Source organism: Salinirubellus litoreus (assembly GCF_037335815.1).
GTDB classification, from domain to species: Archaea; Halobacteriota; Halobacteria; order Halobacteriales; family Haloarculaceae; genus Salinirubellus; species Salinirubellus litoreus.
In genome coordinates, this window is the sequence record NZ_CP147841.1 from 3,240,940 (window position 1) to 3,265,478 (window position 24,539).

The 24,539-nt window shown below is 68.7% G+C and carries 21 protein-coding genes and 1 pseudogene; 14 read left to right on the top strand and 8 right to left on the bottom strand.

Annotation, left to right across the window (positions count from 1 at the left end; all coding sequences use genetic code 11):
• Nucleotides 1–45: 45 nt before the first annotated feature.
• The 3 genes from WDJ58_RS16175 to WDJ58_RS16185 all read left to right on the top strand — a co-directional run bounded on the left by WDJ58_RS16175 (nt 46) and on the right by WDJ58_RS16185 (nt 3,850).
• A complete protein-coding gene (locus WDJ58_RS16175; protein ID WP_338914314.1) occupies nt 46–813 on the top strand; it encodes an HpcH/HpaI aldolase family protein in 768 nt (255 codons plus the stop codon).
• 102 nt (nt 814–915) lie between these two features.
• The gene (locus tag WDJ58_RS16180) at nt 916–2,652 is read left to right on the top strand and encodes a TCP-1/cpn60 chaperonin family protein (RefSeq protein ID WP_338914315.1); all 1,737 of its coding nucleotides are present in this window, start codon (nt 916–918) and stop codon (nt 2,650–2,652) included.
• An 88-nt stretch (nt 2,653–2,740) separates the two neighbouring features.
• Entirely contained in the window at nt 2,741–3,850 is a 1,110-nt protein-coding gene (locus tag WDJ58_RS16185) for a Gfo/Idh/MocA family protein (protein WP_338914316.1), read from the top strand.
• A 9-nt stretch (nt 3,851–3,859) separates the two neighbouring features.
• Here WDJ58_RS16185 and WDJ58_RS16190 read toward each other — a convergent pair whose 3' ends face one another.
• Nucleotides 3,860–5,452 (bottom strand): TCP-1/cpn60 chaperonin family protein, encoded by a 1,593-nt coding sequence (locus tag WDJ58_RS16190; protein ID WP_338914317.1) that lies wholly within the window; start codon nt 5,450–5,452, stop codon nt 3,860–3,862.
• A gap of 110 nt (nt 5,453–5,562) precedes the next feature.
• Here WDJ58_RS16190 and WDJ58_RS16195 point away from each other — a divergent pair, with 110 nt between their 5' ends.
• Nucleotides 5,563–6,750, top strand: coding sequence for a mandelate racemase/muconate lactonizing enzyme family protein (locus WDJ58_RS16195; RefSeq protein WP_338914318.1), 1,188 nt, complete (start codon nt 5,563–5,565; stop codon nt 6,748–6,750).
• 205 nt (nt 6,751–6,955) lie between these two features.
• Here the strand turns inward: WDJ58_RS16195 and WDJ58_RS16200 are convergent, their stop codons facing one another.
• On the bottom strand, nt 6,956–8,131 hold the full coding sequence (locus tag WDJ58_RS16200; RefSeq protein WP_338914319.1) for an MFS transporter: 1,176 nt from the start codon (nt 8,129–8,131) through the stop codon (nt 6,956–6,958).
• Between the two features lie 176 nt (nt 8,132–8,307).
• Between WDJ58_RS16200 and WDJ58_RS16205 the strand changes: the two genes are divergently transcribed.
• Nucleotides 8,308–8,682 (top strand): cupin domain-containing protein, encoded by a 375-nt coding sequence (locus WDJ58_RS16205; protein WP_338914320.1) that lies wholly within the window; start codon nt 8,308–8,310, stop codon nt 8,680–8,682.
• 16 nt (nt 8,683–8,698) lie between these two features.
• Here WDJ58_RS16205 and ilvC read toward each other — a convergent pair whose 3' ends face one another.
• Nucleotides 8,699–9,733 (bottom strand): ketol-acid reductoisomerase, encoded by a 1,035-nt coding sequence (gene ilvC, locus WDJ58_RS16210; protein WP_338914321.1) that lies wholly within the window; start codon nt 9,731–9,733, stop codon nt 8,699–8,701.
• 317 nt (nt 9,734–10,050) lie between these two features.
• Here ilvC and WDJ58_RS16215 point away from each other — a divergent pair.
• A pseudogene (locus WDJ58_RS16215) lies at nt 10,051–10,539 on the top strand (RNA-guided endonuclease TnpB family protein); the annotation flags it as partial.
• 257 nt (nt 10,540–10,796) lie between these two features.
• Here the strand turns inward: WDJ58_RS16215 and WDJ58_RS16220 are convergent.
• Nucleotides 10,797–11,891: a mandelate racemase/muconate lactonizing enzyme family protein gene (locus tag WDJ58_RS16220; RefSeq protein ID WP_338914323.1), complete on the bottom strand. Its 1,095-nt coding sequence runs from the start codon at nt 11,889–11,891 to the stop codon at nt 10,797–10,799.
• A gap of 191 nt (nt 11,892–12,082) precedes the next feature.
• On the opposite strand from WDJ58_RS16220, the gene WDJ58_RS16225 reads away from it, so the two are divergent.
• Together WDJ58_RS16225 and WDJ58_RS16230 are read left to right on the top strand one after the other, a co-directional pair.
• On the top strand, nt 12,083–12,592 hold the full coding sequence (locus WDJ58_RS16225) for a hypothetical protein (RefSeq protein WP_338914324.1): 510 nt from the start codon (nt 12,083–12,085) through the stop codon (nt 12,590–12,592).
• A 206-nt stretch (nt 12,593–12,798) separates the two neighbouring features.
• Entirely contained in the window at nt 12,799–13,572 is a 774-nt protein-coding gene (locus WDJ58_RS16230) for an SDR family NAD(P)-dependent oxidoreductase (protein WP_338914325.1), read from the top strand.
• Between the two features lie 15 nt (nt 13,573–13,587).
• On the opposite strand, the gene WDJ58_RS16235 is transcribed toward WDJ58_RS16230, so the two are convergent.
• From WDJ58_RS16235 to WDJ58_RS16245, 3 genes are all read right to left on the bottom strand, one after another.
• Nucleotides 13,588–14,757: a mandelate racemase/muconate lactonizing enzyme family protein gene (locus tag WDJ58_RS16235; RefSeq protein ID WP_338914326.1), complete on the bottom strand. Its 1,170-nt coding sequence runs from the start codon at nt 14,755–14,757 to the stop codon at nt 13,588–13,590.
• A 45-nt stretch (nt 14,758–14,802) separates the two neighbouring features.
• Nucleotides 14,803–15,462, bottom strand: coding sequence for an RraA family protein (locus tag WDJ58_RS16240; protein ID WP_338914327.1), 660 nt, complete (start codon nt 15,460–15,462; stop codon nt 14,803–14,805).
• 75 nt (nt 15,463–15,537) lie between these two features.
• Nucleotides 15,538–15,882: a cupin domain-containing protein gene (locus WDJ58_RS16245; RefSeq protein WP_338914328.1), complete on the bottom strand. Its 345-nt coding sequence runs from the start codon at nt 15,880–15,882 to the stop codon at nt 15,538–15,540.
• Nucleotides 15,883–15,992: 110 nt separating this feature from the next.
• Here WDJ58_RS16245 and WDJ58_RS16250 point away from each other — a divergent pair, with 110 nt between their 5' ends.
• Entirely contained in the window at nt 15,993–16,760 is a 768-nt protein-coding gene (locus WDJ58_RS16250) for an SDR family NAD(P)-dependent oxidoreductase (protein WP_380661630.1), read from the top strand.
• Nucleotides 16,761–16,799: 39 nt separating this feature from the next.
• On the opposite strand, the gene WDJ58_RS16255 is transcribed toward WDJ58_RS16250, so the two are convergent.
• The gene (locus tag WDJ58_RS16255; RefSeq protein ID WP_338914330.1) at nt 16,800–18,092 is read right to left on the bottom strand and encodes an aspartate aminotransferase family protein; all 1,293 of its coding nucleotides are present in this window, start codon (nt 18,090–18,092) and stop codon (nt 16,800–16,802) included.
• 203 nt (nt 18,093–18,295) lie between these two features.
• Here WDJ58_RS16255 and WDJ58_RS16260 point away from each other — a divergent pair, with 203 nt between their 5' ends.
• The 5 genes from WDJ58_RS16260 to WDJ58_RS16280 all read left to right on the top strand — a co-directional run bounded on the left by WDJ58_RS16260 (nt 18,296) and on the right by WDJ58_RS16280 (nt 24,483).
• The gene (locus tag WDJ58_RS16260; RefSeq protein WP_338914332.1) at nt 18,296–19,435 is read left to right on the top strand and encodes a mandelate racemase/muconate lactonizing enzyme family protein; all 1,140 of its coding nucleotides are present in this window, start codon (nt 18,296–18,298) and stop codon (nt 19,433–19,435) included.
• A gap of 73 nt (nt 19,436–19,508) precedes the next feature.
• A complete protein-coding gene (locus WDJ58_RS16265; protein WP_338914333.1) occupies nt 19,509–20,582 on the top strand; it encodes a mandelate racemase/muconate lactonizing enzyme family protein in 1,074 nt (357 codons plus the stop codon).
• A 384-nt stretch (nt 20,583–20,966) separates the two neighbouring features.
• Nucleotides 20,967–22,580 (top strand): ABC transporter substrate-binding protein, encoded by a 1,614-nt coding sequence (locus tag WDJ58_RS16270; RefSeq protein ID WP_338914334.1) that lies wholly within the window; start codon nt 20,967–20,969, stop codon nt 22,578–22,580.
• Nucleotides 22,581–22,610: 30 nt separating this feature from the next.
• Entirely contained in the window at nt 22,611–23,555 is a 945-nt protein-coding gene (locus WDJ58_RS16275) for a carbohydrate ABC transporter permease (protein WP_338914335.1), read from the top strand.
• Nucleotides 23,556–23,598: 43 nt separating this feature from the next.
• Nucleotides 23,599–24,483, top strand: a complete 885-nt coding sequence (locus tag WDJ58_RS16280; RefSeq protein WP_338914336.1) for a carbohydrate ABC transporter permease — start codon at nt 23,599–23,601, stop codon at nt 24,481–24,483.
• Nucleotides 24,484–24,539 lie beyond the last annotated feature (56 nt).

Genomic DNA, 24,539 nt, shown 5'->3' on the forward strand with positions numbered 1-24,539 from the left:
CACCCGGAGGCATAGTTTCATGTGACCGGGCCGGGCACGACGGGCATGGACAGCGAGTTCGCGGAACGGTTACGCGCGGGTGAACCGCTCTCGGCCGGCTGGGTGTCGCTCGGTCATCCCCGGGTTGCGGAGCTCGTCGCGCTGGCGGGCTACGACTTCGTCATCGTCGACCTCGAACACTCACCGACGAGCCTCGAGACGCTCGACGACATCGTCCGGGCCCTCGAACTCCGGGGCGTCCCGGCCGTCGTCCGCGTGCCGTGGAACGATGCCGTTGAGCTGAAGCGCGTCCTCGACATCGGGGTCTCGGGCGTCATGATCCCGATGGTCGAGACCGCCGAGGCGGCCGAGGAGGCGGTCGACGCGATGACCTACCCGCCCGACGGGATGCGCGGGGTGGCCGGCTCGCGCGCGACGAACTACGGCCTCGACTTCGCCGAGTACATGGAGCACGCCGACGAGGACCTCGTCACGATCCTCCAGATCGAGACGGTCGACGGGGTCGAGAACGCCGGGGCCATCTCCGAGGTGGAGGGCGTCGACTCGCTGTTCGTCGGCCCTTCGGACCTGTCGGCCTCGCTCGGCGTGAGCGGCGACTGGGAGGACGAGTCGGTCCTCGGTGCCATCGACGACGTCCTCGGGGAGAGCGCGGTGCCCGTCGGGTCGCTCGCGGTGACCGACGAGGGCGTCGAGCGGTGGGTCGAGCAGGGGTTCGACTGGGTCATCGCGGGGGTGGACAGCCGGAGCCTCCTCAGCGCGTCGCAGTCGGCCAACGAGGCGTTCGAGCGGGCGGTCGAGCGACGGGACGAGTAGCCCCGTCCACCTCCGGCCGCGGCGTGGGAGACCCGTCCACGGCGTGCCCGACTCCGGCCCCGGACGGTCAGGCTTTTAAACGCCACGTCCATCCGGAGGCGCATGGATATCGGACGCGACGAGCCCGGGTACGAGGCGGTCGCTCCCGGGGAGTGGTCCATCGTCGACGCGGACGCCAGGCAGTACGTCCGGGGCGCGACGCGGGAGGTCGCCTCGCTGGTCCGGACGACCTACGGTCCGCTCGGGATGGAGAAGCAGCTCCGGACGAAGGACCGCAAGAACAACCCGGAGACCGTCCACACCGCCGACGCGGGTGAGATCATGGATGGGATCCAGCGGGCACAGGGGTTCAGCCACCCCGCGGCGGCGCTGTTCGTCGACGCGGTCGACTCGATGCAGCGTGGCCTCCGCGACGGGGCCACGACGGCCATCCTGCTGACGGACGCGCTGGTCGAGCGCGGGCTCGAACTCGTCGAGGAGGGGGTCCACCCGGGCACGATCGTGGTGGGGTACGCGATCGCCGCTGGCCGCGCCGGCGAGGTGCTCGACGGGATGGCCCGCCCGGTCGACCCCGAGGACGCGGCGCTGCTCGGCGACGTCGCCGCGACCGCGATGGCGGGTGAACTCGAAGCGCCCGTCCGGGAACGGTACGCCGATCTCGTCGTCGAGGCCGTCGGGGGGCTCGCGGCGACCTCGGGTGACTGGCTCGACACGGACGACGTGAAGGTGCTGGCCGGCCCCGGCGAACCGAGTGGGTTGACCCGCGGCCTGATCGTCAGGCGATACAAGGAGGAGCTCGGCGCGGGCGAGGAGGCCGAACGAGCGCAGAACTGGTCGATCCGGGACAAGGTCGACTGGGGGTTCGACTGGTCGCTCATGGAGCCCCGGGAGGACGTGACGCTCGCGCTCCTGGATCGGGAGATCGACTTCGAGGCGTCCGCCCTCTCCTTCGGCGACGACGAGGATAACATGAAGTCGGGCGTCGACATCCGGTCGGCCGAGGACCTGGAGGCGTACCGGGCGGGCCGCGACGACCGGATCGGGGCGACCGCCGACCGGCTGGCCGACCTCGGCGTCGACATCCTCGTCTCCCAGCCGGAGGTCGACGCGGAGATCACCTTCGCCATGGAGGAGCGCGACATCGTCGTGGTCGACGAGGTCGAGTACCCGCTGTCGGACGTCTACCGGCTGGCCAGGGCCAGCGGCGGCGAGGTGGTCGGGAACGTCGACGACCTGACGGCCGACCACCTCGGAACCGCCGGGCGGGTGAGCGAGCGGCGCGTCGGTGACGAGAAGTGGACGGAGTTCGGGGACTGCCCGGGCGGGGTGTTCACGCTGGTCGTCGGCTCCGAGACCGCCACCGAGCGCGAGCGCCGCGAGCGCATCGTCGAGGACGCCCTCGAGGTGACGGTGCGGGCCGCGATCGACCGCCAGGCGCTCCCGGGTGCCGGCGCGCCGGCCATGGCGGTCGCGAGCGACCTCCGGTCGTACGCGGAGTCGGTCGAGGGGCGCGAGGGGCTGGCCGTCGAGGCGTTCGGCGACGCGCTCGCGGACCTCGTCCGGGTGCTCGCGGCGAACTCGGGTGCCGACCCGCTCGAGGCCGTGACGACCCTCCGGGCGGCCCACGCGGCGACCGACGGCCCGGCGGCGCTCGGGATCGGACCCGACGCCGACGAGCCGATCGACGCCTGGGAGGCCGGCGTCGTCGAGCCCCGCCGGGTCTTCTCACAGGCCGTCGAGACGGCGCGCGCGACCACGGAACAGCTGATAACCATCGACGCCGTGCTCCACCCCGGCGTCGATCTCGAACGGTTCGTCTCCGAGCCCAACCGCGAGTAGCGTCGCCGAGCGCGCCCGCAGCCCGTACCCTGCCCCGTGATCGAACCCGCACCTGTACCTATTTGTGGCCGGCGGCGACAGTCTCGCCATGACCTACCGCGTCGCGGTCGTCGGTGTCGGTCCGGGGAGGGAGGTCGACATCAGCGGGAAGAGCCACGCGTTCGCCTACGAACACGCCGATGCCTACGCAGATCGCGAGGACTGCGAGCTGGTCGCCTGTGCCGACATCGAACGGGAGTACGCCGAGCGGTTCGCCGAGGAGTTTGGGATCGAGGGAGGCGTCTACGAGGACCACGGGACGATGCTCGACGAGGCCGACCCGGACCTGGTGAGCGTCTGTACGCCCATCCCGACACACGCGCCCATCGTCACGGACTGCGCGGAGGCGGACGTCGAGGCGGTTCACTGCGAGAAGCCGATGGCGGACACCTGGGGCGCGGCCCGCCGGATGGCCGAGGTCTGCGAGGACGCGGGCGTCAGGCTCACCTTCGGCCACCAGCGGCGCTTCGGCGACCCGTTCCGGCAGACGAAGGAACTGCTCGACGAGGGCGTCGTCGGGGACCTCGAGCGCATCGAGATATCGTGGGGGAACTTCTTCGACAACGGGACCCATTCGCTCGATCTCGCGGCGATGTTCAACGACGAACACCCCGCCGAGTGGGTGATGGGCCAGGTCGACTACTCGAAGGAGCACGTCCGCTACGGCGTCCCGACCGCCGACCACGCGTTCGTCTCCTGGCAGTACGAGAACGGCGTTCACGGGATCGCCGCGACCGGCGACGACGTGCCGCTCTCCGGGGGTTCGTACGACTTCTACGACTGCTGGCACCGGCTCGTCGGTACGGAGGGAGTGATCGAGCTCGGTCGCCGCGAGGAACCCGCGCTTCGCTACCGACGCGACGGCGAGGGCTGGACGGAAGTCGAGGTCGACGACGAGTTCGACGGCCGGGTCGACCTCGCCATAGACGACGTGGTGCGGGCGCTCTCGGAGGACGGGGAGACCGAACTCCGTGCCGAGCACGCGCTCAACACGACGGAGATACTGTTCGCCGGCCACGAGTCCTCCCGACGGCGGGGCCGCGTCGAACTCCCGCTGGAGATCGACGACCACCCGCTGGTGTCGCTCATCGAGGCCGGCGAGATCGAGCCCACGGAACCGGACGACCGGCCGCCCCACCCCTCCGAAGCCGACGAGTGAGGACGGGATTTACTGCCACTCGGGGGGCTCGCGCTCGGCGCGGGCCTCCGCGACGTCGGGGTCCTGGCGTTCGAGGTCGTCCGCGGCGAGCTGCTCGTCGATGCGGAGCAGGTAGCAGGCGAGCTCGGTCGCCGCGGTCCACACCTCCCGCTTGAGGTCGACGGGGTCGACGATCCCCTCCTCGACGACGTCGACGAGTTCGCCCGAGAGGCAGTCGACGCCGGTGGCGTCCCGTCCCTCGTGGTGGGCGACGCGCAGCCTGACGAGCGAGAGCCCGCCGTCGAGCCCCGCGTTCCGCGCCAGCGTCCGGGGGACGGCGGTGAGCGCGTCGCCGAACGCCTCGACGGCCAGCGCCTCGCGGCCCGACACGGACCGGGCGTGCTCGCGGACGTCGCCGGCAGCGGCCGTCTCGATCGCCCCCCCACCGGGGACGACCGTGTCGGTCCGGCGCGCGCTCGTGACCGCCGCGAGGGCGTGCTCGACCGAGCGCTCGAACGACTCGACCGCCCGCTCGTCGGGCGCTCGACAGAACAGGGTGTAGACGGGTGCGTCGCCCTCGGCCTCGACGACGGTCATGTCCCGGCCGGCGCGCCGGACCACGCGTGCGGTGCCGTGTCCCAGCGTTCCCTCGTTCACCTGCCCCAGCCCGGGGACGACCGTCGCGCCGGTGGCGCGTGCGAGCCGCGCGACGTCCTCCTCGTCGACCTGGTGGATCGCGAGCACGCCGTGGTTCGCGAGGGTCCGCTGTACCCGTTCGTTGATCCCCATCTCCGAGAGCAGTACCCGGAGTCCGGCGTCGTGGGCGTCCTGGAGCTGTTCCTGGAAGCGCTCGCGCTCCTGATCGCCGATCGCGGCGCGGTCCTCGAACGATTCGGGGGAGAAGCGGAAGGTGAGCGACCGGTCGTTCGTCGGCCCGCCGATCGAGGGCACGTCGACCGTCTCGGAGACGACCGCAATGCCGACGTCCCGGAGGGTCCGGGGCATCGCCTCCGCGACCGGATCGCGGCCCAGCACGACCCCGTGGACGAGTTCGGTCTCGCCCTCCGCGCCCCCGAGTCGCGCGACGACCTTCACCATGTCCGGGTCGAACTCACCGGTCTCCGCGGTGATCGCCTCGACCGCCTCGGCCAGGTACGATCCGAGCCGTTCGCGGACGTGCGGGTTTCGCGTCCCCGTCAGGGCGCTTCGGGCGACGGCCGCGGGGCCGAGACCGGGCTCGCCCAGCGGTCGCGCCCGGCGGTCGAGCGATCCGACGGCGCTCGACAGCCCCTCCCGGTAGCCGCGTTCGATGGCCGTCGGATGGAGCCCCATCCCGGCGAGCCGGTCGGCCTCGTCGAGGAGGCCGCCGACGAGCGTGACGAGCGTCGTCGCCCCGTCGCCGTAGCTGCGCTCGAACACCGTCGCCGCCCGCCGGAACGTCTTCACGGCGGGGTTGTCCACGTCGAGTTCTTCGAGCACGATGGACCCGGAATCGGTCGCGGTCACGTTGCCGTGCTCGTCGACGACGAGCTTCGTCGCCCCGAACGGCCCGAGCGTGGAGCGAACGATACCGCACACGGTGCTCGCGTCGCCGACGAGGGCGGGCAGGGCGTCGTCTGTCATGACTCCCCGGAGTGGATGGTGGCTATTATCGGTGTTGGAATCGGGGAGCGGCGGGCCGTCGTCGCGGATGTCCGTAGAGTTAAGCCCTATCTGGGAGAAGGCCCGAATCTATGAGCGAATCGGATCTGCGGATAACCGACGTAGAGACCTACGTCGTGGCGAACCCGTGGAAACCCTGGGTCTTCGTTCGCGTTGACACCAACCGGGGCTACCACGGCATCGCCGAGGCGACGACGCACAGCAAACCGCTGACGGTCGCGGCCGCGATCGAGGAGATGTCGCGGTACTTCGTCGGGGAGGACCCGTTCGACACCGAGCGACTCTGGCTCGAGATGTACCGCGACGAGTGGTACTCCCGGAACGTGATCAACACGACCGTCGTCAGCGCCATCGACACCGCCTGCTGGGACATCAAGGGGAAGGTGCTCGACCGGCCGCTGTACGAACTGCTCGGCGGGGCGGTCAACGGCACGAACCTGCGGGCGTACGCGAACGGGTGGTACACCGACGCCGGGGGCGAGCCGGAGGGGTTCGCCCGGGCCGCCGAGCGCGTGGTCGACGACGGCTACGACGCGATGAAGTTCGACCCGTTCGGGGCCGCCTGGCAGCGGATGGACCGGGGCGAACTCAACCACGCCGTCGACATCGTCGGCGCGGTACGGGAGGCGGTCGGCCCGGACGTCGACCTGCTCATCGAGGGCCACGGCCGGTTCACGCCGGGGATGGCCGTCGAGGTGTCCGACAAGCTGGCGCAGTTCAGCCCCACCTGGTTCGAGGAGCCCTGCCCGCCGGACAACGTCGACGGGCTGCGGAAGGTCGCCGAGAAGTCCCGCGTCCCGATCGCCACCGGCGAGCGCGGCGTCACGAAGCACGCCTTCCGCGACCTCGTGACCGACACCGACGTCGACATCATCCAGCCGGATCTGGCGAACGCGGGCGGGGTGACGGAGGCGAAGAAGATCGCCGCAATCGCCGAGGCCGAGCACGTCAGCTTCGCCCCGCACAACCCGCAGGGACCGGTCGCGACAGCCATCTCCGCACACGTCGACGCGAGCGTCCCGAACTTCATGATCCAGGAGGTGTTCGAGGACTACGACGTCGACTGGAAGGGCGACCTGCTGGACGAGCCCATTCGGATCGAGAACGGCCGACTGCACGTCCCCGAGGGGCCGGGGCTCGGCGTCGACCTGAACATGGACGCCGTCGAGGAGTACGAGTACGAGGGCGAGATGGACACCCACATCAACCTGTTCGAGAAGGGCTGGGAGGGTCGGGCACTTCCCAGTCGCGACGACTGATACGGATTGTTGTAGACTTTTTCCGGTGATCACGGACCTCGTTCGAGTGATCGCCGGTAAATCGTTACAACAATCCGTATGAGGGGATCGGAGCCCGCAAGATCGGTTCCCTCCGCGTTTCTCCCCTCCTCTTCGCCGCTCCTCTCCGTCTCACGGTCGCGAGTCACCCGGCAGTCACTTCCCGGCGTGACCGATCCCGTCCCGGTTACGACGCGACCTGCGAGACGGCTCGCCGGCCGAGGATCGAGAGGAGGCCGGCGACGAGCAGCGCCACGACGAACCCGTACGCGACCTGCCAGCCGGACGTGTCGGCGAGCGTGCCGACGACGACGCTCCCGAGCGAGCCGAACAGCATGTAGACGGTGCGGACGAGGCCGAACCCGCTCGCCCGGTCGTCGGCCGGGAGGTTGTCCATGAACAGCGAGTGGAGCACCCCGCCCCAGCCGAACCCGACCCCCGCGAGGCAGACGCCGGCGACGATCGGCCCGAGTCCGCCGTCGAGGAGGAACAGCGTGATCCCGGTCCCGCCGACCGCCAGCGCGCCGGCCAGCGTCAGGTCCCGCGGGAGGCGGTCCGAGAGCCGGCCGAGCAGGGGGAGGCTCACGACGGAGATGATCATCACCGCGCCGAAGACGACGCTTGCACGCCCGGTCGAGAACGACTGGTACTCCACGAGGAACGTCGGGAAGAACGACGTGAACGCCTGCCAGGTGAACGAGGCGACCACCCCCAGGAACGTGGTGTGGAGGAGCACCGGGTCCGAGAGCGGGCCGAGCGCCCGTCGGGGGTCGAGCCGTTCCCGGAGTTCCGTCTCCGGGCGCATCGGATCGGTCCGTCGGACGTAGAGCGCGAACAGCACGAACGCCGGGAGGAGCATCACCAGGCCCAGCAGTATCGCCGGCCGCCAGCCGAACCGGACGGAGACGGCGGCGGCCGCGACGGGCGCGAGGAGGCCGGCGAACGCACCGCCGGCCGTGTGGAACCCGAGCGCCTGACCGGTCCGCTCGTGGAGCCGGGTCAGCAACGAGGAGGACGCCGGGTAGTAGAGCCCGGAACCCGCCCCCAGCAGGACGACGAACGCCCCGAACATGAGGAACGACGGCGAGGCCGCGAGCAGCACCGTCGCGACGGCCGCGGCACCGAGCGAGACGAGGACGACGCGGCGCTCGCCGAAGCGATCCCCGAGGATCCCGCTCGGGTACTGGAACAGCGCGTAGGCGGCCCACATGCCCGTGAGCGCCAGCCCGACCAGGCTCTTCGAGACGTCGAACGCGACCAGCACGACCGGGACGATCGGGCTGATGAGCAGCCGCGCCCAGAGCTGACTGAAGTTCGCGAACACCGCGAGGGACAACACCCGCTCCTGGTACCGCCACTGCACGGGACGGCGGACTCCGGGCACCTATTTCTACCCACCGGTCCCGACGGTTCCTGACGCGAGGGCGAGACGGGGGACACGAGGGTGGGACCGGGGGCGCGGATCCGTGCGCGTGAAATCAGCCCGAGAGCCGCCCCCGACCCCGCTATTTATCCCTCGTGGTGTGGACTACCGGACGTATGTCAGAAGGGTACAGCAGCGTACGCGTACACGACGTCGAGCAGCAGGAGTCCGCGAAGTCGGGTACCAGACACATCGACCTGGTCTCGGAACTCGGGTGTACCGAGATGCGCCCGAAGGTCTGGTACCTCTCGCCGGGCGACGCGATGAGCTACCACCGACAGACCGAACAGGAGGAGTTCTACTACGTCCTGGAGGGGCCGGGACGGATGAAGATCGACGACGAGCTGATGGACGTCCCCGAGGGAACCGCCGTTCGGATCCCCCCCGAGACGCCCCGGCAGGTGCTCAACGACACGGAGGGCGAGCATGTCTGGCTGATCGTCGGCGCGCCGCCAGCCGAGGACGACGGCCGATCGGCGACCGACGAGTAGAGCGGCAGAGCCGGGGCTACTCCGCTTCGGACTCCGGCTCCGCCGCGGCGCTGAGGTTCAGCCGCTCCATCGTCCGCCGTTCGGCCTCGAAGAACTCGCTGTCCTCGTATTTCCCGTAGAGCCGCTTCAGCCCCGGTCGGTCGAGGGACTGCTCGGCCGACCACTCGCGGGCGAACCCGCCGGTGTCGACGTGCCGTAACTGCTCCTCGAACCACTCGACGAGGGGGGTCTCGTCGAACCGGTCCATCCGGCTGAGCTGGCCGTACTGGCTCGTCGGCGAGTGGAAGGGGAGCTGACCCAGATAGCCGTGGCGGGCCATCTCCTCGAAGATCTCGGCGAATTCGTGTGAGAGGTAGAGCTCGCTCATCACGATCTCGGGCGGGATGCCGTAGGCGACCTCGACCCGGAACTTCGCGAGCATCGCGTTCGCGATGACGGGAAAGAGCGCCTGCTCGGTCAGCAGGTCGGTGATGGTCTCCATGTCGGCGGTCCCCTCGACGACGCCCGCTCCCGTCGAACCGATCGCCTTCGCCATCGCCAGAACCGTCTCCAGTGCGTCCCCGGTGTGATCCTGCTCGACCGCGAGGATCGAGGGGAACCCCTGTCCGGACTCGTAGAGCGTTCTGACTGCCGGGCCGCCCATCCGCGGGGCGACCATCACCACGTCCACCCACTCGGGGTGGCCGAGGAGGTCGTAGGTGAGGTTGTAGCCGTGCGAGACGTACAGCGTGTCCCCCTCTTCGAGGTTCGGCTCCACGTGTGATTCGAACACCTCGGGGGCCACCTCGTCGGGGACGAGCAGGCAGATCACGTCTCCCTGCGCTGTGGCCTCCGCGATCGAGAGTGGTTCGAACCCGTCCTCGCGAATCCGCTCGCGGTAGCCGTCCTCGCGGTTCCCCACGACGACGTCGACGCCCGAGTCGCGGGCGTTCAGCGCCTGCGAGCGGCCCTGGTTCCCGTAGCCGACGAACGCGACCGTCCGGTCCTCGAGCGCGGAGAGGTCGGCGTCCTCGTCGTAGTAGATGGTCGTCTCCGACTCTGTCTCTGCCATCGAGTATGGGTCCGACGGGGGGTATTATGGGTGTACCGGCACCGCGGGCTACGCGAGATTCGGCGTACACCGGCTGATCGGACGGAGTTCCAGAGAGCCGGAACGGCAAGGACGTGATAAAGTGCGCCCGATCCCGCTGCTGCGACCCCCATGTCGACCTTCGCTTTTCAGCTAATGCAAGGTGGAGCCTCCGGCTTCAAGAAGCGAACGCAGTGAGCGAGTAGGCCGGAGAGGAAACCGACATGACCCGCCACTACCCATGCCCGATAGCCGTCTGATCCTCGAATATTTAAGTACCCCCCAATACTGTCTGAAGTATGGTAGTTCGCCGCACGGCTGTCGTGAAACTCGATGTTTCCGACGACCAGCGGGACGCACTCCATCGGACTGCCGAGCAGTACCTGCACTGCGCGAACCAAACCGTCGCGTTCTGCTGGAACGACGACTCGTTTACCAAGTGTAAGACCAACAAGCGGCAGGTCCGAGACGCCCTGTACGCCGATCTCCGCGAGGAGACTGAGCTACAGGCACAGCTCGTCCAGGCCGCGATCAAACGTGCCGTCGAAGCCGTCAAGGCGTGTGTCGAACGCTGGAAGAAGGGACAGCGTGTGTCCCGACCGACGTTCACCTCTGAGACGATGGACTACGACGCTCGGAGCGCCACGTTCTTTCGGCGGCAGGTCTCGCTGGCAACGGTCGATGGCCGGGTCGAACCGGCGTTCGTGTTACCATCGGACAGCCCGACGCCGTACGAGCGGTACGTGCTCTCCGAGGACTACGAATTCTGTGAGAGCACCCTCCGGTACGCTCGGCAGCGACGACATAGACTCCGTTCCTCGCCCACGTCGGGGAGCGGAGACGCACCAGTAGACGTGCGTGTGAATGGTGGGATGTTGAACGGCGACGGGTTCCAGCGAATTGCTGGAGCGTGATCGCCGGGAGTCCACATCAAAGCCACCGAAAGGCAGAGCCTTTCGAGGCCTCGGCGGAGCAAAGCTCCGCCGGTGGCCCAACCCTCAAGGACCGAGGCGCGTCAGCGTCGAGGGAGTAGGGTGGGGGTAGTTTACTCGAACGTCACCAGGTGCTCGGCCTTCACGTCGGGGTCGATACGGTAGCCGTGGCCCGGTTCGTCCGGCAGGTGGACGCGGCCGTCCTCGACGACCGGGGTCGGATCGAGCAGCGGGCCGACGTCGTACTCGGGGATGTACTCGACGATCCACCCGGTCGGCGCGGCGCTGACGACGTGCGCGCTCACGACGTAGTAGAAGTGCGTCGCCAGCGGCACCCCGTGCGTCGCGGCGAGCCGAGCGACCGCGGTCTGTCCGGTGACCCCGCCCGCCCGGATGAGGTCCGGCTGGGCGACCTCCATCCCGCCGCGCTCGAGCAACCAGTCGAACTGCTCGGGCCGGTTGACCATCTCGCCGGTCGCGAGCGGCGGCTCGATGGCCGACGCCACGCGCTCGTGACCCGCGTGATCGAACTCGGAGATGGGCTCCTCGACCCACCCGATCCCGTGGGGTTCGAGCTCTCTCACAGTGCGGATGGCCTCCTTGACCGTCCAGGCCTGGTTGGCGTCGACGAATATCTCCGCGTCGTCACCGACGGCCTCGCGTATCTCGGCGACCCGGTCGGCCTCCTCGACCGCGGGTTTGTCTCCCACCTTCGTCTTGAACGCCGTGAACCCCTCCTCGGCGAACCCGCCGTGGAGGTCGGCGAGTTCGTCGAGATCGTGGTGGGAGTCCATGCTCGACGCGTAGGCCTGCACGGAGTCGTCCTCGCCGCCGAGGAGTTTGTAGAGCGGCTGACCCGCCGCCTGAGCCTTGATGTCCCAGAGCGCCACGTCGATGGCGCTCCGGGGCCACGCGCTCATGCCGAGTTCCCCGTAGTAGATGGTCTGCGTGCGGAGCCGCTCGCGGATCGCCTCGGTCGCGAACGGGTCTTCCCCGACGAGGAGGTCGGCGAACTGCGAGTCGACGAACCGTTCGAGGAGGTCGGGGGCGAACCCGAGCGAGTTCATCCAGCCCGTCCCGGTGTACCCCTCGTCGGTCCCGACCTCGACGACGACGCAGTAGAGGTCGTCGATGGCGAGCCGGGAGTCGCCGACCGTCCGGTCGATGGGGAGGTGGAGGGTGTAGGTCTCGACGTCGGTTATCTCCATACCTCTTGGGTCGTGCGACGGACGGATATAAAGCTACGCGGCCCCCGGCCTCGCCGACCGGACGTCCGTGTCGGTTGACGTGGACGACGGCACGGCGGTACCCGGTGTCGCCCGGGCGAATATTTGATATATCCATAACTCCCCGAGCTTCCTTATATACACACGAAGCTATGGAGTGTGAGTGATAAAACGTGAGTACTGAAACCCAGGAGTCGACTGCAATGTCGTGGACCCCTACCCGGCTGTGGGGTAGCGCGATCGCGGGCGGGCTCGTCGCCGGCGTCGGTATGGGCCTGATCATGCACTTCGTGATGGGGGCGATGCCCCTGATCGGGGCGCTCGTCGGACAGCCGACGGTCCTGGCCGGCTGGATCCTCCACATGCTGATCAGCGTGGTCTTTGCCCTGACCTTCGCCGCGATCGTCGCGAGGACGTCGTTCCGCGAGTACGGCCTCGTCGGGATGATCGGCCTCGGTGCCGCCTACGGTATCGTCCTCGAGATCGTCGCGGCGGGTTTCGTCCTGCCGCTCTGGGCGAACGCCGTGGGCGCGGGGCCGCTCCCGGTCCCGTTCCTGGTCCCGATGGGGTTCCTCACCCACATCGTGTTCGGCGTGCTCCTCGGAGCCGTCTTCGGGTACGCGGTGACCCGCGATCGGACGGCGTCGATGGCCGAGAAACGGACCGAACGGCCCGCCGCGTAACGGCGACCGTTCGTTCCTCGAGACGTCGGCGGTCGTCCGCTCGCCGTGATCGAGAACGTCGCTTTTCGTACTCGGACTGGACCGAGACCCATCCCCCGGTGAGCGGATCGATAGGCCCGTTCCGTCGACCCAGTTCTGGTGATCGGTAAACCAGGTCCCTCCAGCCGCGCGAAAAGAGCTATCACGTCCCTGCATGAGTCCCTGTCATGGTGAATTACGAGCACACGCCGGTCTCGGTCGAGGGGAAACGGGCGGTCGTGATCGGCGGGACGAGCGGCATCGGTCGGGCCATCGCGATGGGGTTCGCGGCGGACGGTGCCGAGGCGGTCGTGGCGACGAGCCGGACACCCGAACGCGTCGAGGAGGCCGCCGAGGGAGTCCGCGAGCGCGGCGCGGAGTCGCTGGAACTGACGTGTGACGTATCCGACCGCGAGTCGCTCGCGGAACTCGCCGACGGGACCCTCGAGGAGTTCGGCGGCGTCGACGTGCTCGTCAACTCGCCGAGCTCCATCGCCCGGAAGTCCGTCACCGACGTGAGCGAGGAGGAATGGCGGGACGTCCTCGACGTCCAGCTCGACGGGGTGTATCGCGCGATACAGGTGTTCGCCGAACGGATGGATGGGGGGAGCGTCGTCAACATCGCGTCGCTGGCCTCGGTGCTCGCACTGCCGGAGCTGAGCGCGTACTCGGCCGCGAAGGGGGGTGTCGACGCGCTCACCCGCGCCGCCGCGAAGGACCTCGCGCCCGAGGTCAGGGTGAACGCCATCCGCCCGGGCTTCTTCATCACCGAACAGACGGAGGAGGCCTACGCGGAGGGGACCGAACGCTACCGCGAGGTCACCGGCCGGTCGATGCTCCCGCGGTTCGGCGACCCCGCCGAACTCGCGGGCGCGGCCATCTACCTCGCCAGCGACGCCGCCAGCTACACCACCGGCGAGGTCCTCACCGTCGACGGCGGGTTCCGGACGAGCACGTTCTGAGTCGCGGTACCGGGATCAGGCCTCGGTCACCCTGCGCTCCGCGCCCTCGGCTTCCAGCACCGTCTCGGAGAGTTCGGTCCCGAGTCCCGGCCCGTCGGGCAGGAGGAGCCGGCCGTCCTCGGCCTCCGCCGGGGTAGTGACCAGATCACGGTGCCAGCCGTTGTATCTCCCTCGCACCGACTCCATCACCATCAGGTTCGGGACCGCCGCGCCGAGGTGGAGGTTGGCGAAGTGCAGCACCGGCCCGCCGCAGTTGTGCGGTGCGATCGGGACCTGACTGGCTTCGGCCATCGTCGCGACCTTCCGGGCCTCGGTCAGCCCGCCCACCCACTCGATGTCGAGCATCACGACATCCACGGGGACCGTCGAGAGCAGGTCCTCGTAGTCGTACTTGGTCATCAGCCGCTCGCTCACGTTCACCGGAAGCGAGGTCGAGCGCGCGACCTCGGCGTACGCTTCGAGGCTCCCGATCTCCAGTAGTTCCTCGAGCCACATCGGGTCGTACCGTTCGAGGTACCGCGCGATCCGCTTGGCGCACTGGGCGTTCCAGAGCCCGTGGAACTCCATCGCCACGTCCATCTCGGGGTGGGTCTCCTTGATCGCCTCGAGGGGCTCCGCCCCCGCTTCGAGGTCGCCGGGCGAGACGTACTGGCCGCCGTTCTCGTAGGCTATGTCGTCGTACGGCCAGATCTTCATCGCCTCGATCCCCTCCTCCAGGAGACTCTCGGCGAGTTCGACGGGTTCGTCCATGAAGCTGAACTCCCCCTCGTAGCAGGTGTTGTACGTCCGGAGCGTCTCTCGAACGGGGCCGCCGAACAGCTCGTAGACGGGGAGGCCGGCGCGTTTACCCGCGAGATCCCAGAGCGCGACGTCGACCGCCGAGAGCGCGCGCATCTCGCTCCCGCCGAACCCGCCCCAGTAGTTCGCGTGCCGGTAGACGTCCCGCCAGACCCCCTCTATCTCGCGGGCGTCCCGACCCAGTATCTCGGGCGCGACGTGCTCGTGGACCGTCTCGGCGTCGACCGCAGGACGGGGGTAGGTCTCGCCCAGGCCCACGTGTCCCTCGTCGGTGTGGAGGCGGACGAACAGCAACCGGCGGTAGTCGTCGGCGATCTCGCCGACCCAGCCGGTCTCCTCGAAGTCCATGTCCGAGAGCGCGATGGTCTCGACGGCCGTGATTCGCATACCCCCGATTCCCGAGGGGGCCGCATATAGGTTGATGGCCGGGAGCTAGAACTTCCCGTAGCGCTCGAAGGCTTCGAGTGGATCGACGCCGTCCTTCACGAGTTCGCGTATCTCGTCCTCGGTCTCGGCGGTCTCCTCCGCGAGTTCGAGCACCTCCTCGGCCACGGCGCGGGGAACACAGACCACGCCGTCGACGTCGCCGACCACGACGTCACCGGGGCGGACCTCGACCCCGCCGACGCGCGCGGGGACGCCCCACTCGTCGAGCCGCCAGCGTGGCGGGGCGTCCGCGGGCGTCCGGTAGCGCGCGAAGACCGGGAACCCCTGTTCGAGGATGAACCGAACGTCCCGGATACCTCCGTCGATGACCGCGCCGCGACAGCCGCCCGCCGCGAGCGCCGTGGTCGAGAGTTCGCCCAGGTGGGCGGCCCCCTCGTCGTTCGTCTCGTAGACGACGACGCTGTGCTCGGGTGCGTCGCCGAGCATCCGGAGGAACCGTCTGATGTTCTCGTCGTAGTCGGACTCCTCGACCGGGTGGCCGCGGACGGGGTAGGCGATTCCGGCCACGCGCGTCTCGTGGGTCAGCCCGTCGATGGCGCTCGGGAGCGTCCGCCGCTCGTACCCCAGGTCGTCCAGACTGTCGGCGACTGCACCCGGGTAGAGCGCCTCGTACCGATCACACAGTTCCGCGTCGGAGAGTGCCATGCCCCCCGCTGGCCGGCGGGTGCGAAAAGCCTTGGGTGGTCAGCGTGCTTCGGCCCGGATGGGAGTTCGGGGTGGCTACTCCTCGGCGGCCCACGGCGGGTTCGGTCTCGGCGGGCTGAACAGTTCGACGCCGACCGCCGGCTCGTCGCCGTTCGAGGTCGCCGAGTGGACCGCCTCACCCGGGATGACGTACGAGTCGCCGGCCTCGACCTGGTACTCCTCGCCGTCGACGACGAACAGGATCGCCCCCTCGAACAGGAAGCCCGCCTGCTCGTGCTCGTGGCTGTGATCGTCGACGCCCGCTCCCGGCTCGATGTCGAAGTGCTGGACGCTCATCCGATCCCCGGCGGCCAGCTGTGCGAGACGCACACCGTCCAGTACCTCCGAACTACCCTCGTCGTCGAGTCCTGCGACGTCCATACCCTCCGCATGCGGGACCGTCACGTAAAGATTCTCCCGGAGCCGCGACCGGTCACCGGTCCCGGGGAGTTATCACGGGCGGGGGGGATGGACCAGTCGTCATGGGCGACATGGACGGTCAGACGGCCATCGTCACTGGATCGAGCAGCGGGATCGGGAAGGCCATCGCCGAGCGGTTCGCCGAGGAGGGCGCGAACGTCGTGACCAACTCCCGGTCGGCGGAGCGCGCCGAGGCGGCCGCCGAGGAGATACGTGAGGCCGGCGGGTCGGCGGTCGGCGCGGCCGCGGACGTCAGCGACTACGACGCCGTCGAGGGGCTCGTCGAGGCCGCCGTCGAGGAGTTCGGCGGGCTGGACGTCCTCGTGAACAACGCGGGCCACACCATCACCGGGCCGAGCGAGGAGCTCGCCATCGAGGACTGGCAGTCGGTCGTCGACGTCGACCTCTCTGGGGTGTACTACTGCTCGCGGGCGGCCGGACAACGGTTCATCGACCAGGGCGAGGGCGGGGCGATCGTCAACGTCTCCAGCATGATGGGCCACCAGGGGCTCCACAAGCGGGCGGCCTACTGCGCCGCGAAGGCGGGCGTCGACAACCTCACCCGGACGCTGGCGGTCGAGTGGGCCGAACACGACATCTACGTCAACTCGCTCGCGCCGGGGTACATCCGGACGCCCATCACCGACCAGACGATGGAGACGGCGGGCTACGACACCGAGGACATCCAGAACCGCACGCCGCTGGGGCGGTTCGGTACCCTCGAAGAGATGGCCGAGTGCGCGCTGTTCCTCGCCTCGCGAAACAACTTCGTGACGGGCGAGGTGCTCACGGCTGACGGCGGCTGGACGGCGTTCGCGTGGGGGAGCAAGGGGGAGTAACGGAAGCGCGGACGAAGGCGGAGGCGGCCGGTATCAGAGTCAGTCGGCGGCGATCTCCGGGGAGAGGTCCCCGAGCGCCTCCTCGAAGGTCCCGACCAGTCGGTCGAGTTCGGCCTCGCCCATCGGAGTCGTGACGTTCCCCATCCCCCGCGGGGCGAGGAACACCCCCCGGTTGCGCATCTCGAGGAACAGCCGCTCGGTGGCCGGATCGCCCGCCGCCGAGGAGGCGTGGTCGGTCACCGGCGAGTCGGTGAGGTGGACGTTGAAGAATGAGCCGTCGCCGGTCACCTGCACGGGGACGCCGACGGACTCGGCCGCGTCGGCGAGCCGTTCCCTCGCTACTGCGCCCAGGTCGTTCAGACGCGCGATGGCGTCGGCGTCGAGCGCGTCGAGGGTCGCCGCCCCGCCGGCCATCGTCGCCGGGTTGCCGTTGAACGTCCCCGAGTGGATCGCCCCGTCCTCCGCGGAGGGGTCGAACACGCTCATCACGTCGGCGCGGCCGCCGAACGCGCCGGCGGGGAGGCCGCCGCCGATGAACTTCCCGAGCGCGGTGAGGTCGGGCGTCACGCCGTAGCGCTCCTGTGCGCCGCCGACCCCGAGCCGGTAGGTCATCACCTCGTCGAACACGAGGAGGGTATCGGTGTCCTCGGTCAGGTCGCGGGCGGCCTCCAGGTACTCGGTCGTCGCGGGGACCATCCCCGCGTGACCCATCACCGGTTCGACGACGAAGCACGCGAGGTCCGGGTGGCGCTCGAACGCCGCCGCGAGCGCGTCCGGGTCGTTGAACGGCGTCGTGTGGACGCGCTCTCCGACCTCCCGGGGGACGCCCGCCTCGGGCCCGTCCCCGTCGACGCCGACCATGACCGTGTCGTGGGTCCCGTGGTAGCCACCGTGGACCTTCAGCACGTCGTCGTTGCCGGTGTGGACCATCGCGGCCCGGATGGCGTTCATCGTCGCTTCGGTGCCGGAGTTGGCGAACCGCACGTGGTCGATCGAGGGGGTCCGCTCGACGATGCGACGGGCGAGTTCGGTCGCCTCGCGCGTGGGTGCGGCGAACCCGCTCCCGCGCGCGAACCGCTCCGTGACCGCCTCCACCACGGCCTCGGGAGCGTGGCCGAGCACCGCCGCCGTGTAGTTGTTGAGGAAGTCGAGCAGCTCCTCGCCGTCGGCCGTCGTGAGCGTGGTACCCGAGGCCTCCTCGACGAACGTCGGGTACGGCGCGTGGAAGGTGACCTCGCGGGTGTCGCCGCCGGGCAGGTAGTCCCGGGCCTCCTCGAACAGTTCGCGCGACTGGGGGGTCGACCGCTCGTATCGATCGGTAGGGTCTGTCATGACACAGGGTTCGCGGAGCGGGATTAAAAGCTTGCGTGCGGCAGGGACCGGAATCGGGGACCGCCGGCGGGGCTCCCGTCGCCCGGGGGAGCTGTAGTAGCGTTTGGAAGTCTTTACTCACGGGCGGGCGGGACGAGCCCGTCCGGAGTGTGTCATCGGTTCCAAACGCTACTATATTAGTCGGGGGCTGTCGTGGCCCGGGCATGAGCGATCCGACGGTCGAGCGCGTCGAGGCGATCGGCATGGAGGCACCGCTGGAGGAACCGTTCGGCTACGCGCAGGCGTGGGTCGAGACGCGGACCGCGACGCTCGTCCGCGTCGAGACGAGCGACGGCACGGTCGGGTGGGGCGAGTGCTGGGGCCCCGTCGAGGGGACCCGCCAGGTGGTCGAATCGGTCCTCGCACCCCACGTCGTCGGCGAGGACCCCCGCGAGGTCGAACGGCTCTACGACCGGCTGTACGACGTCGGCCGGGCGACCTACCAGACGGTCGTTCCCCTGCCGGCGATCTCGGGTATCGACCTCGCCCTGTGGGACCTCGCGGGGAAGCTCCGGGGGGAGTCCACGTCGACGCTCCTCGGCGGCGCTCGTCGGGAGGCCGTCAGGCCCTACGCCACGGGCCACTACTTCCCGAAGGTCGAGGACGTCGAAGCGGTGTACGAGAAGGTGGTCGGCGAAGCTCGCGAGAACGCGGAGGCGCTCGGGGCGGTGAAGCTCAAGACCGGCCTCGCGCTGCTCGGCTACGGCCCCGAGGAGGACGTCGAACTCGTCCGCCGAGTGCGGGAGGCGGTCGGCCCCGCCGTGACGGTGATGGTCGACGCGAACTACGCCTACGATCGGACGGACGCGCGGCGGGTCGGACGGGCGCTCGAAGACGAGGGTGTCCACTGGTTCGAGGAGCCCGTCGCCCCCGAGGACCTCGACGGGTACGCCCGGCTCTCGGAGACGCTCGACGTACCGATCGCGGGCGGGGAGTGTCACACGCCGTCGGAGTTCGACCGGCTGTTCGAAACCGGTGGACTGGACGTCGCCCAGCCCGACGTCTGTATCGTGGGCGGGCTCACCCCCGCGAGACGGATCGCCCGTCGCGCACACGATAACGGCGTCCCGCTCGTCCCGCACGTCTGGGGGACGCCCGTGGCCCTCGCCGCGAGCCTCCAGCTCATCGCTACCCTGCCCGGGGACCCGTGGCTTGAGTTCGACCGCTCGCTAAACCCGCTGCGCGAGGAGCTCTGTGCGAGGCCCTTCGCGCCCGACGGGGACGGGCTGGTCGCCGTTCCGGGGGGTCCGGGGCTCGGCATCGAACTCGACGAGGCGGCTATCGAGCGGTATCGAGCGGAGTAGGCCCGGGGATCGGCCGGGACGGGCGTCGCCCGGCGCGTGGATTCATAACCCACCTCCACGTCCATCCGTCGAGATGCCACGGGTCACGGACCTCCGGACGGGGCTGTACGGCGTACCGAACGAGGAGTCGCTGGACGACGCGACGCAGTCGTTCGACGAACTCGAACTGGTCGTCGTCGAACTGGAGTGCGACGACGGCACCGGGGGAACGGGGTTCACCTACACCATCGGGGAGGGCGGGCGTTCGATACTGGAGTTCGTCCGGGCGACGCTGGAGCCGCTGGTCGTGGGCGAGTCGGCCGCGCCGCGGGCGGCGACCGAGCGGATGCGCGCCGGGACGACGTTCGTCGGGCGGGCGGGCGTCTCCGAAATCGCCATCAGCGCGGTCGACATCGCCCTGTGGGACGCGCTCGGTCGCCGGACGGACGAGCCGCTCTATGCCCTGCTCGGCGGCGAACGCCGCGAGGTGCCAGCCTACGAGACCAACGGCGGCTGGCTCCAGTTCGACGAGGCGCGGCTCGTCGAGAACGCCGAGCGCGCGGCCGAGGAAGGGTTCGTCGGGATGAAGATGAAGGTGGGCCGCGGCCACGCCGAGGACGCCCGCCGGATACGCGCGGTCCGCGAGGCGCTCCCCGAGTCGATGCGCCTGATGGTCGACGCGAACTGCTCGTACACGGTGGCGGAAGCGCGCCGATTCCTCGCGCACGTCGACGTCCCGCTCAACTGGCTGGAGGAGCCACTCCTGAAGGACGATTTCGCGGGCCACGCCGACCTTCGATCGAAGGTCGACACGCCCATCGCGACAGGCGAGAACGCCTACAGCGAGCGCGAGTTCGCCCAGTTGATCCGGCTGGACGCGGCGGACGTCCTCCAGCCGGACGTCTGTCGCGTCGGCGGTGTCACCGCCTGGGCCGGCGTGGCCGAACTCGCACGCGCCGCCGGCCTCCCCGTCGTCCCTCACTACGTCGAACCGATACACGTCCACCTGGCCGCGGCCTTCGAGAACGTCCCGTCGATCGAGCACCACTCGACGGTGCTCGACGGGGTGATCGAGTCGCCGCTCGCCCTCGACGACGGCAGCTTCACGCCCCCGAATGATCCCGGACACGGGATCACCTTCGCCGGTCTCGATCAGTACGGGAAGTGAGGCGATTCCGCCCTCGTCGCCGGCCCTGGGCCGGTGGCTACAGCCGTGATTCGCCCGCCGGAACGGCCGGTGCCGGGCACTCTTCCCGCGTCGGGAGACGGCCCCACCCGGAGCCGTCGAACCCGGCACCGGCAGAACCTCAAGGAACTATGCTGTACTTTTCACGCCGGACACCTCCGGGAGGTATTTCCGTATACCAACTTCTCGGCGGATTCTATCCAATATACGCCATTCTACGGCGATCTTCGTCCCTCTTTCCGATTCCTCGCAGGCATATTCGGTAAAAGATAGTTAGAAATAAACAAAAAACCTTAAGTTTGGGTCTACCGGGGATGGAAAGGGATGCCTGACAAAGATAGTCAATGGTTGGACCGACGACAGTTGATGGGCCTGTTCGGCGCGGGTGCGACCGCAGGTCTCGCAGGATGTCTGGGCGGTGGCGGTGACGGCGGTGGCGGCGACGGCGGCGACGGCGGCGACGGCGGTGGCGGCGATGGCGGCGATGGCGGCGATGGCGGCGGCGGCGATGGCGGTGACGGCGGCGACGGCGGCGCGTCCGATCTGATGTCCGCGGCAGAGCAGATCGGCTTCGGCGAGAACTGGCAGCAGCGCCGGTTCGCCTCGCTCAGCGAGGACGGCGACTGGCCCGCCTGGCCCGAGGAGCAACGGAACGCGTGGCCCGAAGGGGATGCCGACAACCAGAAATCGGCCTGGGCGGAGTCCGAGACGGTCCAGAGCGCGAACTGGGAGCCCCCGTCGGGCTGGGAGGACACGCCGGCGGGCGACATCGACAGTTTCGAGCTGCTCAACCACGGCTCGCTGGACTTCGACCCGGCGACGCTGGCCACCTACGCCCTGTTCGAGAACCGGACGGGCATCACGATCAACCCCCTGGAGATCGTCGTCGACCAGGCGATCCCCAAGAAGGCGGCGTTCTTCTCGGCGTCCGAACCGACGCCCCACGCGACCGACGTCGTCGTCCAGAGCTCGCTCTCCTCGTTCGCCACGGCCGGGCACCTCGCAGAGACACGGGCCCAGCCCAACGAGGAGATGTGGGAGCCCTACATCCCGCTGACGCGAGACTCGTTCAGCTACAACGGGACCCAGTACATGGGGCCGAACATCAACCAGGGCGGCCTCGTCCACTGCCGACCCCAGATGATTCTCGACCAGGGCGTCGACCAGTCGGTCGTGGACTCCATCGTCAACGGCGAGTGGAGCTGGAACGAGCTCGAGACGGTGATGCAGGCGTTCGAGGGCAGCGACAAGTCCGCCTGGGCGTACCGCGGGTCCTCGCTGGTCTACACGTTCCGCGACTGGCAGAAGATGCTCTACGAGGCCGGCGGCCGCATCGTTCAGGACGACGGGACGGTCGTGGTCAACGACGAGGCCCACCTCGTGGCCGTCCAGAAGATGCGCGAGTGGCTCGAGAACGGCTGGGTGCCCGACGCGGTCACCTCCTACACCCAGGGTGACCTCGCCGACGGCTTCCTGTCGGGTGAACTCGCCATGGTGCCGGTGTTCGGCGACCTCATCCCGCGGGCCATCGACCAGTTCGGCGACGACCCTGAGGTGTACCGGCCCGTACTGCCCCCCGCGGGCGCCGATCCGGCGCCCGATCCGTCGCGAGCGACGATCGCCTCGCCCAACGGCGTGGCCATCAACGCCTACTCCGACGTGGGCCACCAGCTCGCGGTCATGCTCTACCACGACTGCCGGTACACGACCGCCAGCCAGTGGTGGGAGTTCGCCAACGAGGGGAACAACCAGTACCTCAACCACGTGTTCGACCAGGCCGCCGAACTCGGGACCGTCCCGTACGCCGAAACTCGGGGCACCTCGATGGAGACCGCGGTCGTCGAGGTCTGGCAGCAGCAGCGGGCGACGAGCCAGCGGATCAGCGAACAGCTCCAGCAGATCATCGCCGGCAACGTCGACCCGCAGGAAGGTCTGGACTCGGCCCAGCAGTTCGTCGACACGGTCCTGGGCCAGAACTAAGAGGGTCGATCCTCCACGTTTATTCACAACATGGCAACAGAGACAGATTTACCCGGCTTCCAGGGCGACGAGAACAGCGCTCGCCAGGCGATCTCGAGGTTGGTCAACGACCACATCGTCTTCGCGCTCCTGGCCCCCGCGATGCTGGCGATCCTCGCGATCTTCGTCTACCCGGTCTTCCGGCTCTTCTTCGTGTCGTTCCACATCTCCATCCCCGGCGCGGGGCTCCAGTTCGTCGGGATAGAGAACTACACCCGACTGTTCACGTCGGACCTCTTCCCCAACTACTTCAAGACGACACTGTTCTACTCGTTCGGCTCGCTGGCCCTCTCGCTGACCAGCGGGCTGCTGGTCGCGCTGGCGATCAATCACATCGAGAACAAGCGCGCGCGGACGACCTACGCGACCGTCATCCTGTTCGCGTGGGCGGTCCCGCTCGCCGTCATCGCGATCATCTTCAAGTTCATCCTGCAGGGCGGCCAGTTCGGCCTGCTCAACAAGCTGCTGATCGACCTGGGCGTCCTCCAGAGCGCCCACGCGTGGCTCTCCGACCAGAGCATCATCATGTTTCTGGTGACGGCGACCGACGCGTGGGCACGGATGCCCTTCGCGATGATCGTCTTCCTGGCGGGGTTACAGGCGATCCCCCAGCACATGTACGACGCGGCGAAGGTCGACGGGGCCACGACGTTCCAGTCGTTCCGGAGCATCACGATCCCGTACCTCCGGCCGTACTTCGCCATCGTCGCGCTGATCAACTGGATGTTCGCGTTCCGGGCCTTCTCCGTCATCTACCCGCTCACGCAGGGCGGCCCGGGGACGCGGACCACGACGCTGGCGATCTGGATCCACCAGGTCTCGATGGTCTCCATCCGACCCGGCTACGGGGCCGCCATCTCGGCGTTCCTCGTCCTGATCACCCTGGTCGTCGCGGCGTTCTACGTCCTGGTCGTCATGGAGGACGTCGAAGAATGATTCCCACGGAACCAACCCCAGTCACTGCACACGGAGGACACCAATGAGCCAGGCATCATCGGACGAGACGTACGAACGCATCAGCTACCAGACCCGCCAGCGGTTCGGCGACATCGTCGAGAGCCCCTACGCCGTCCACCTCGTGGCGATTATCGCGGCGCTGACGGTGCTCATCCCGCTGCTGTGGGCGCTGTCGAACTCGTTCAAGGCGAACGAGGCGATCTACAACCTCAACTACCTCCCGGCCGAACCCACGCTCGATACGTACCGTAGCGTGCTGTTCGGCGAGCAGTACTGGAAGGCCGTGCTCAACACCTTCATCATCTCGACGACCACGACCATCGCCGTCGTGGTGCTCGCGGTGCCGGCGGGCTACGCGTTCAGCCGGTTCCGCTTCCCCTTCGACGACTACATCTTCATCGGCATCCTGTTCTCGCGGCTCTTCCCGCCGATCGGGCTGATCGTCCCGTACTTCCAGGTCCTCTCGACGGCGAACCTGCTGAACACGAAGACGGGGATCATTATCGCCAACATCTACCTGTGGCTACCGCTGATGATCTACCTCATGCGGAACTTCTTCATCTCCATCCCGAAGGCGCTCGACGAATCGGCGCTGGTCGACGGCTGTACGCGGTTCCAGGCGTTCCTGAAGGTGGGAATCCCCCTGGCGCGGCCGGGGATCGCGGCGGTGGCCATCCTCACCTTCCTCTACTCCTGGCGGGAGTTCCTCTTCGCGCTCATCGTGAGCAGCGACCTGACCTCCCAGCCGCTGTCGGTGGCCGTCTTCTCGTTCGTCGGCGACGTCTCCATCTACTGGGCGTCGCTGTCGGCGGCCTCCATCATCGCCATCCTGCCGACGGTACTGATCGTGATCTTCTTCCAGCAGTACATCGTCTCCGGGCTGACCTCGGGGGCGATGAAAGGATAGAAACCCATGGCACGACACCACACTTCCGACGGCGGATGCAAGCCGAAGCGTACTGA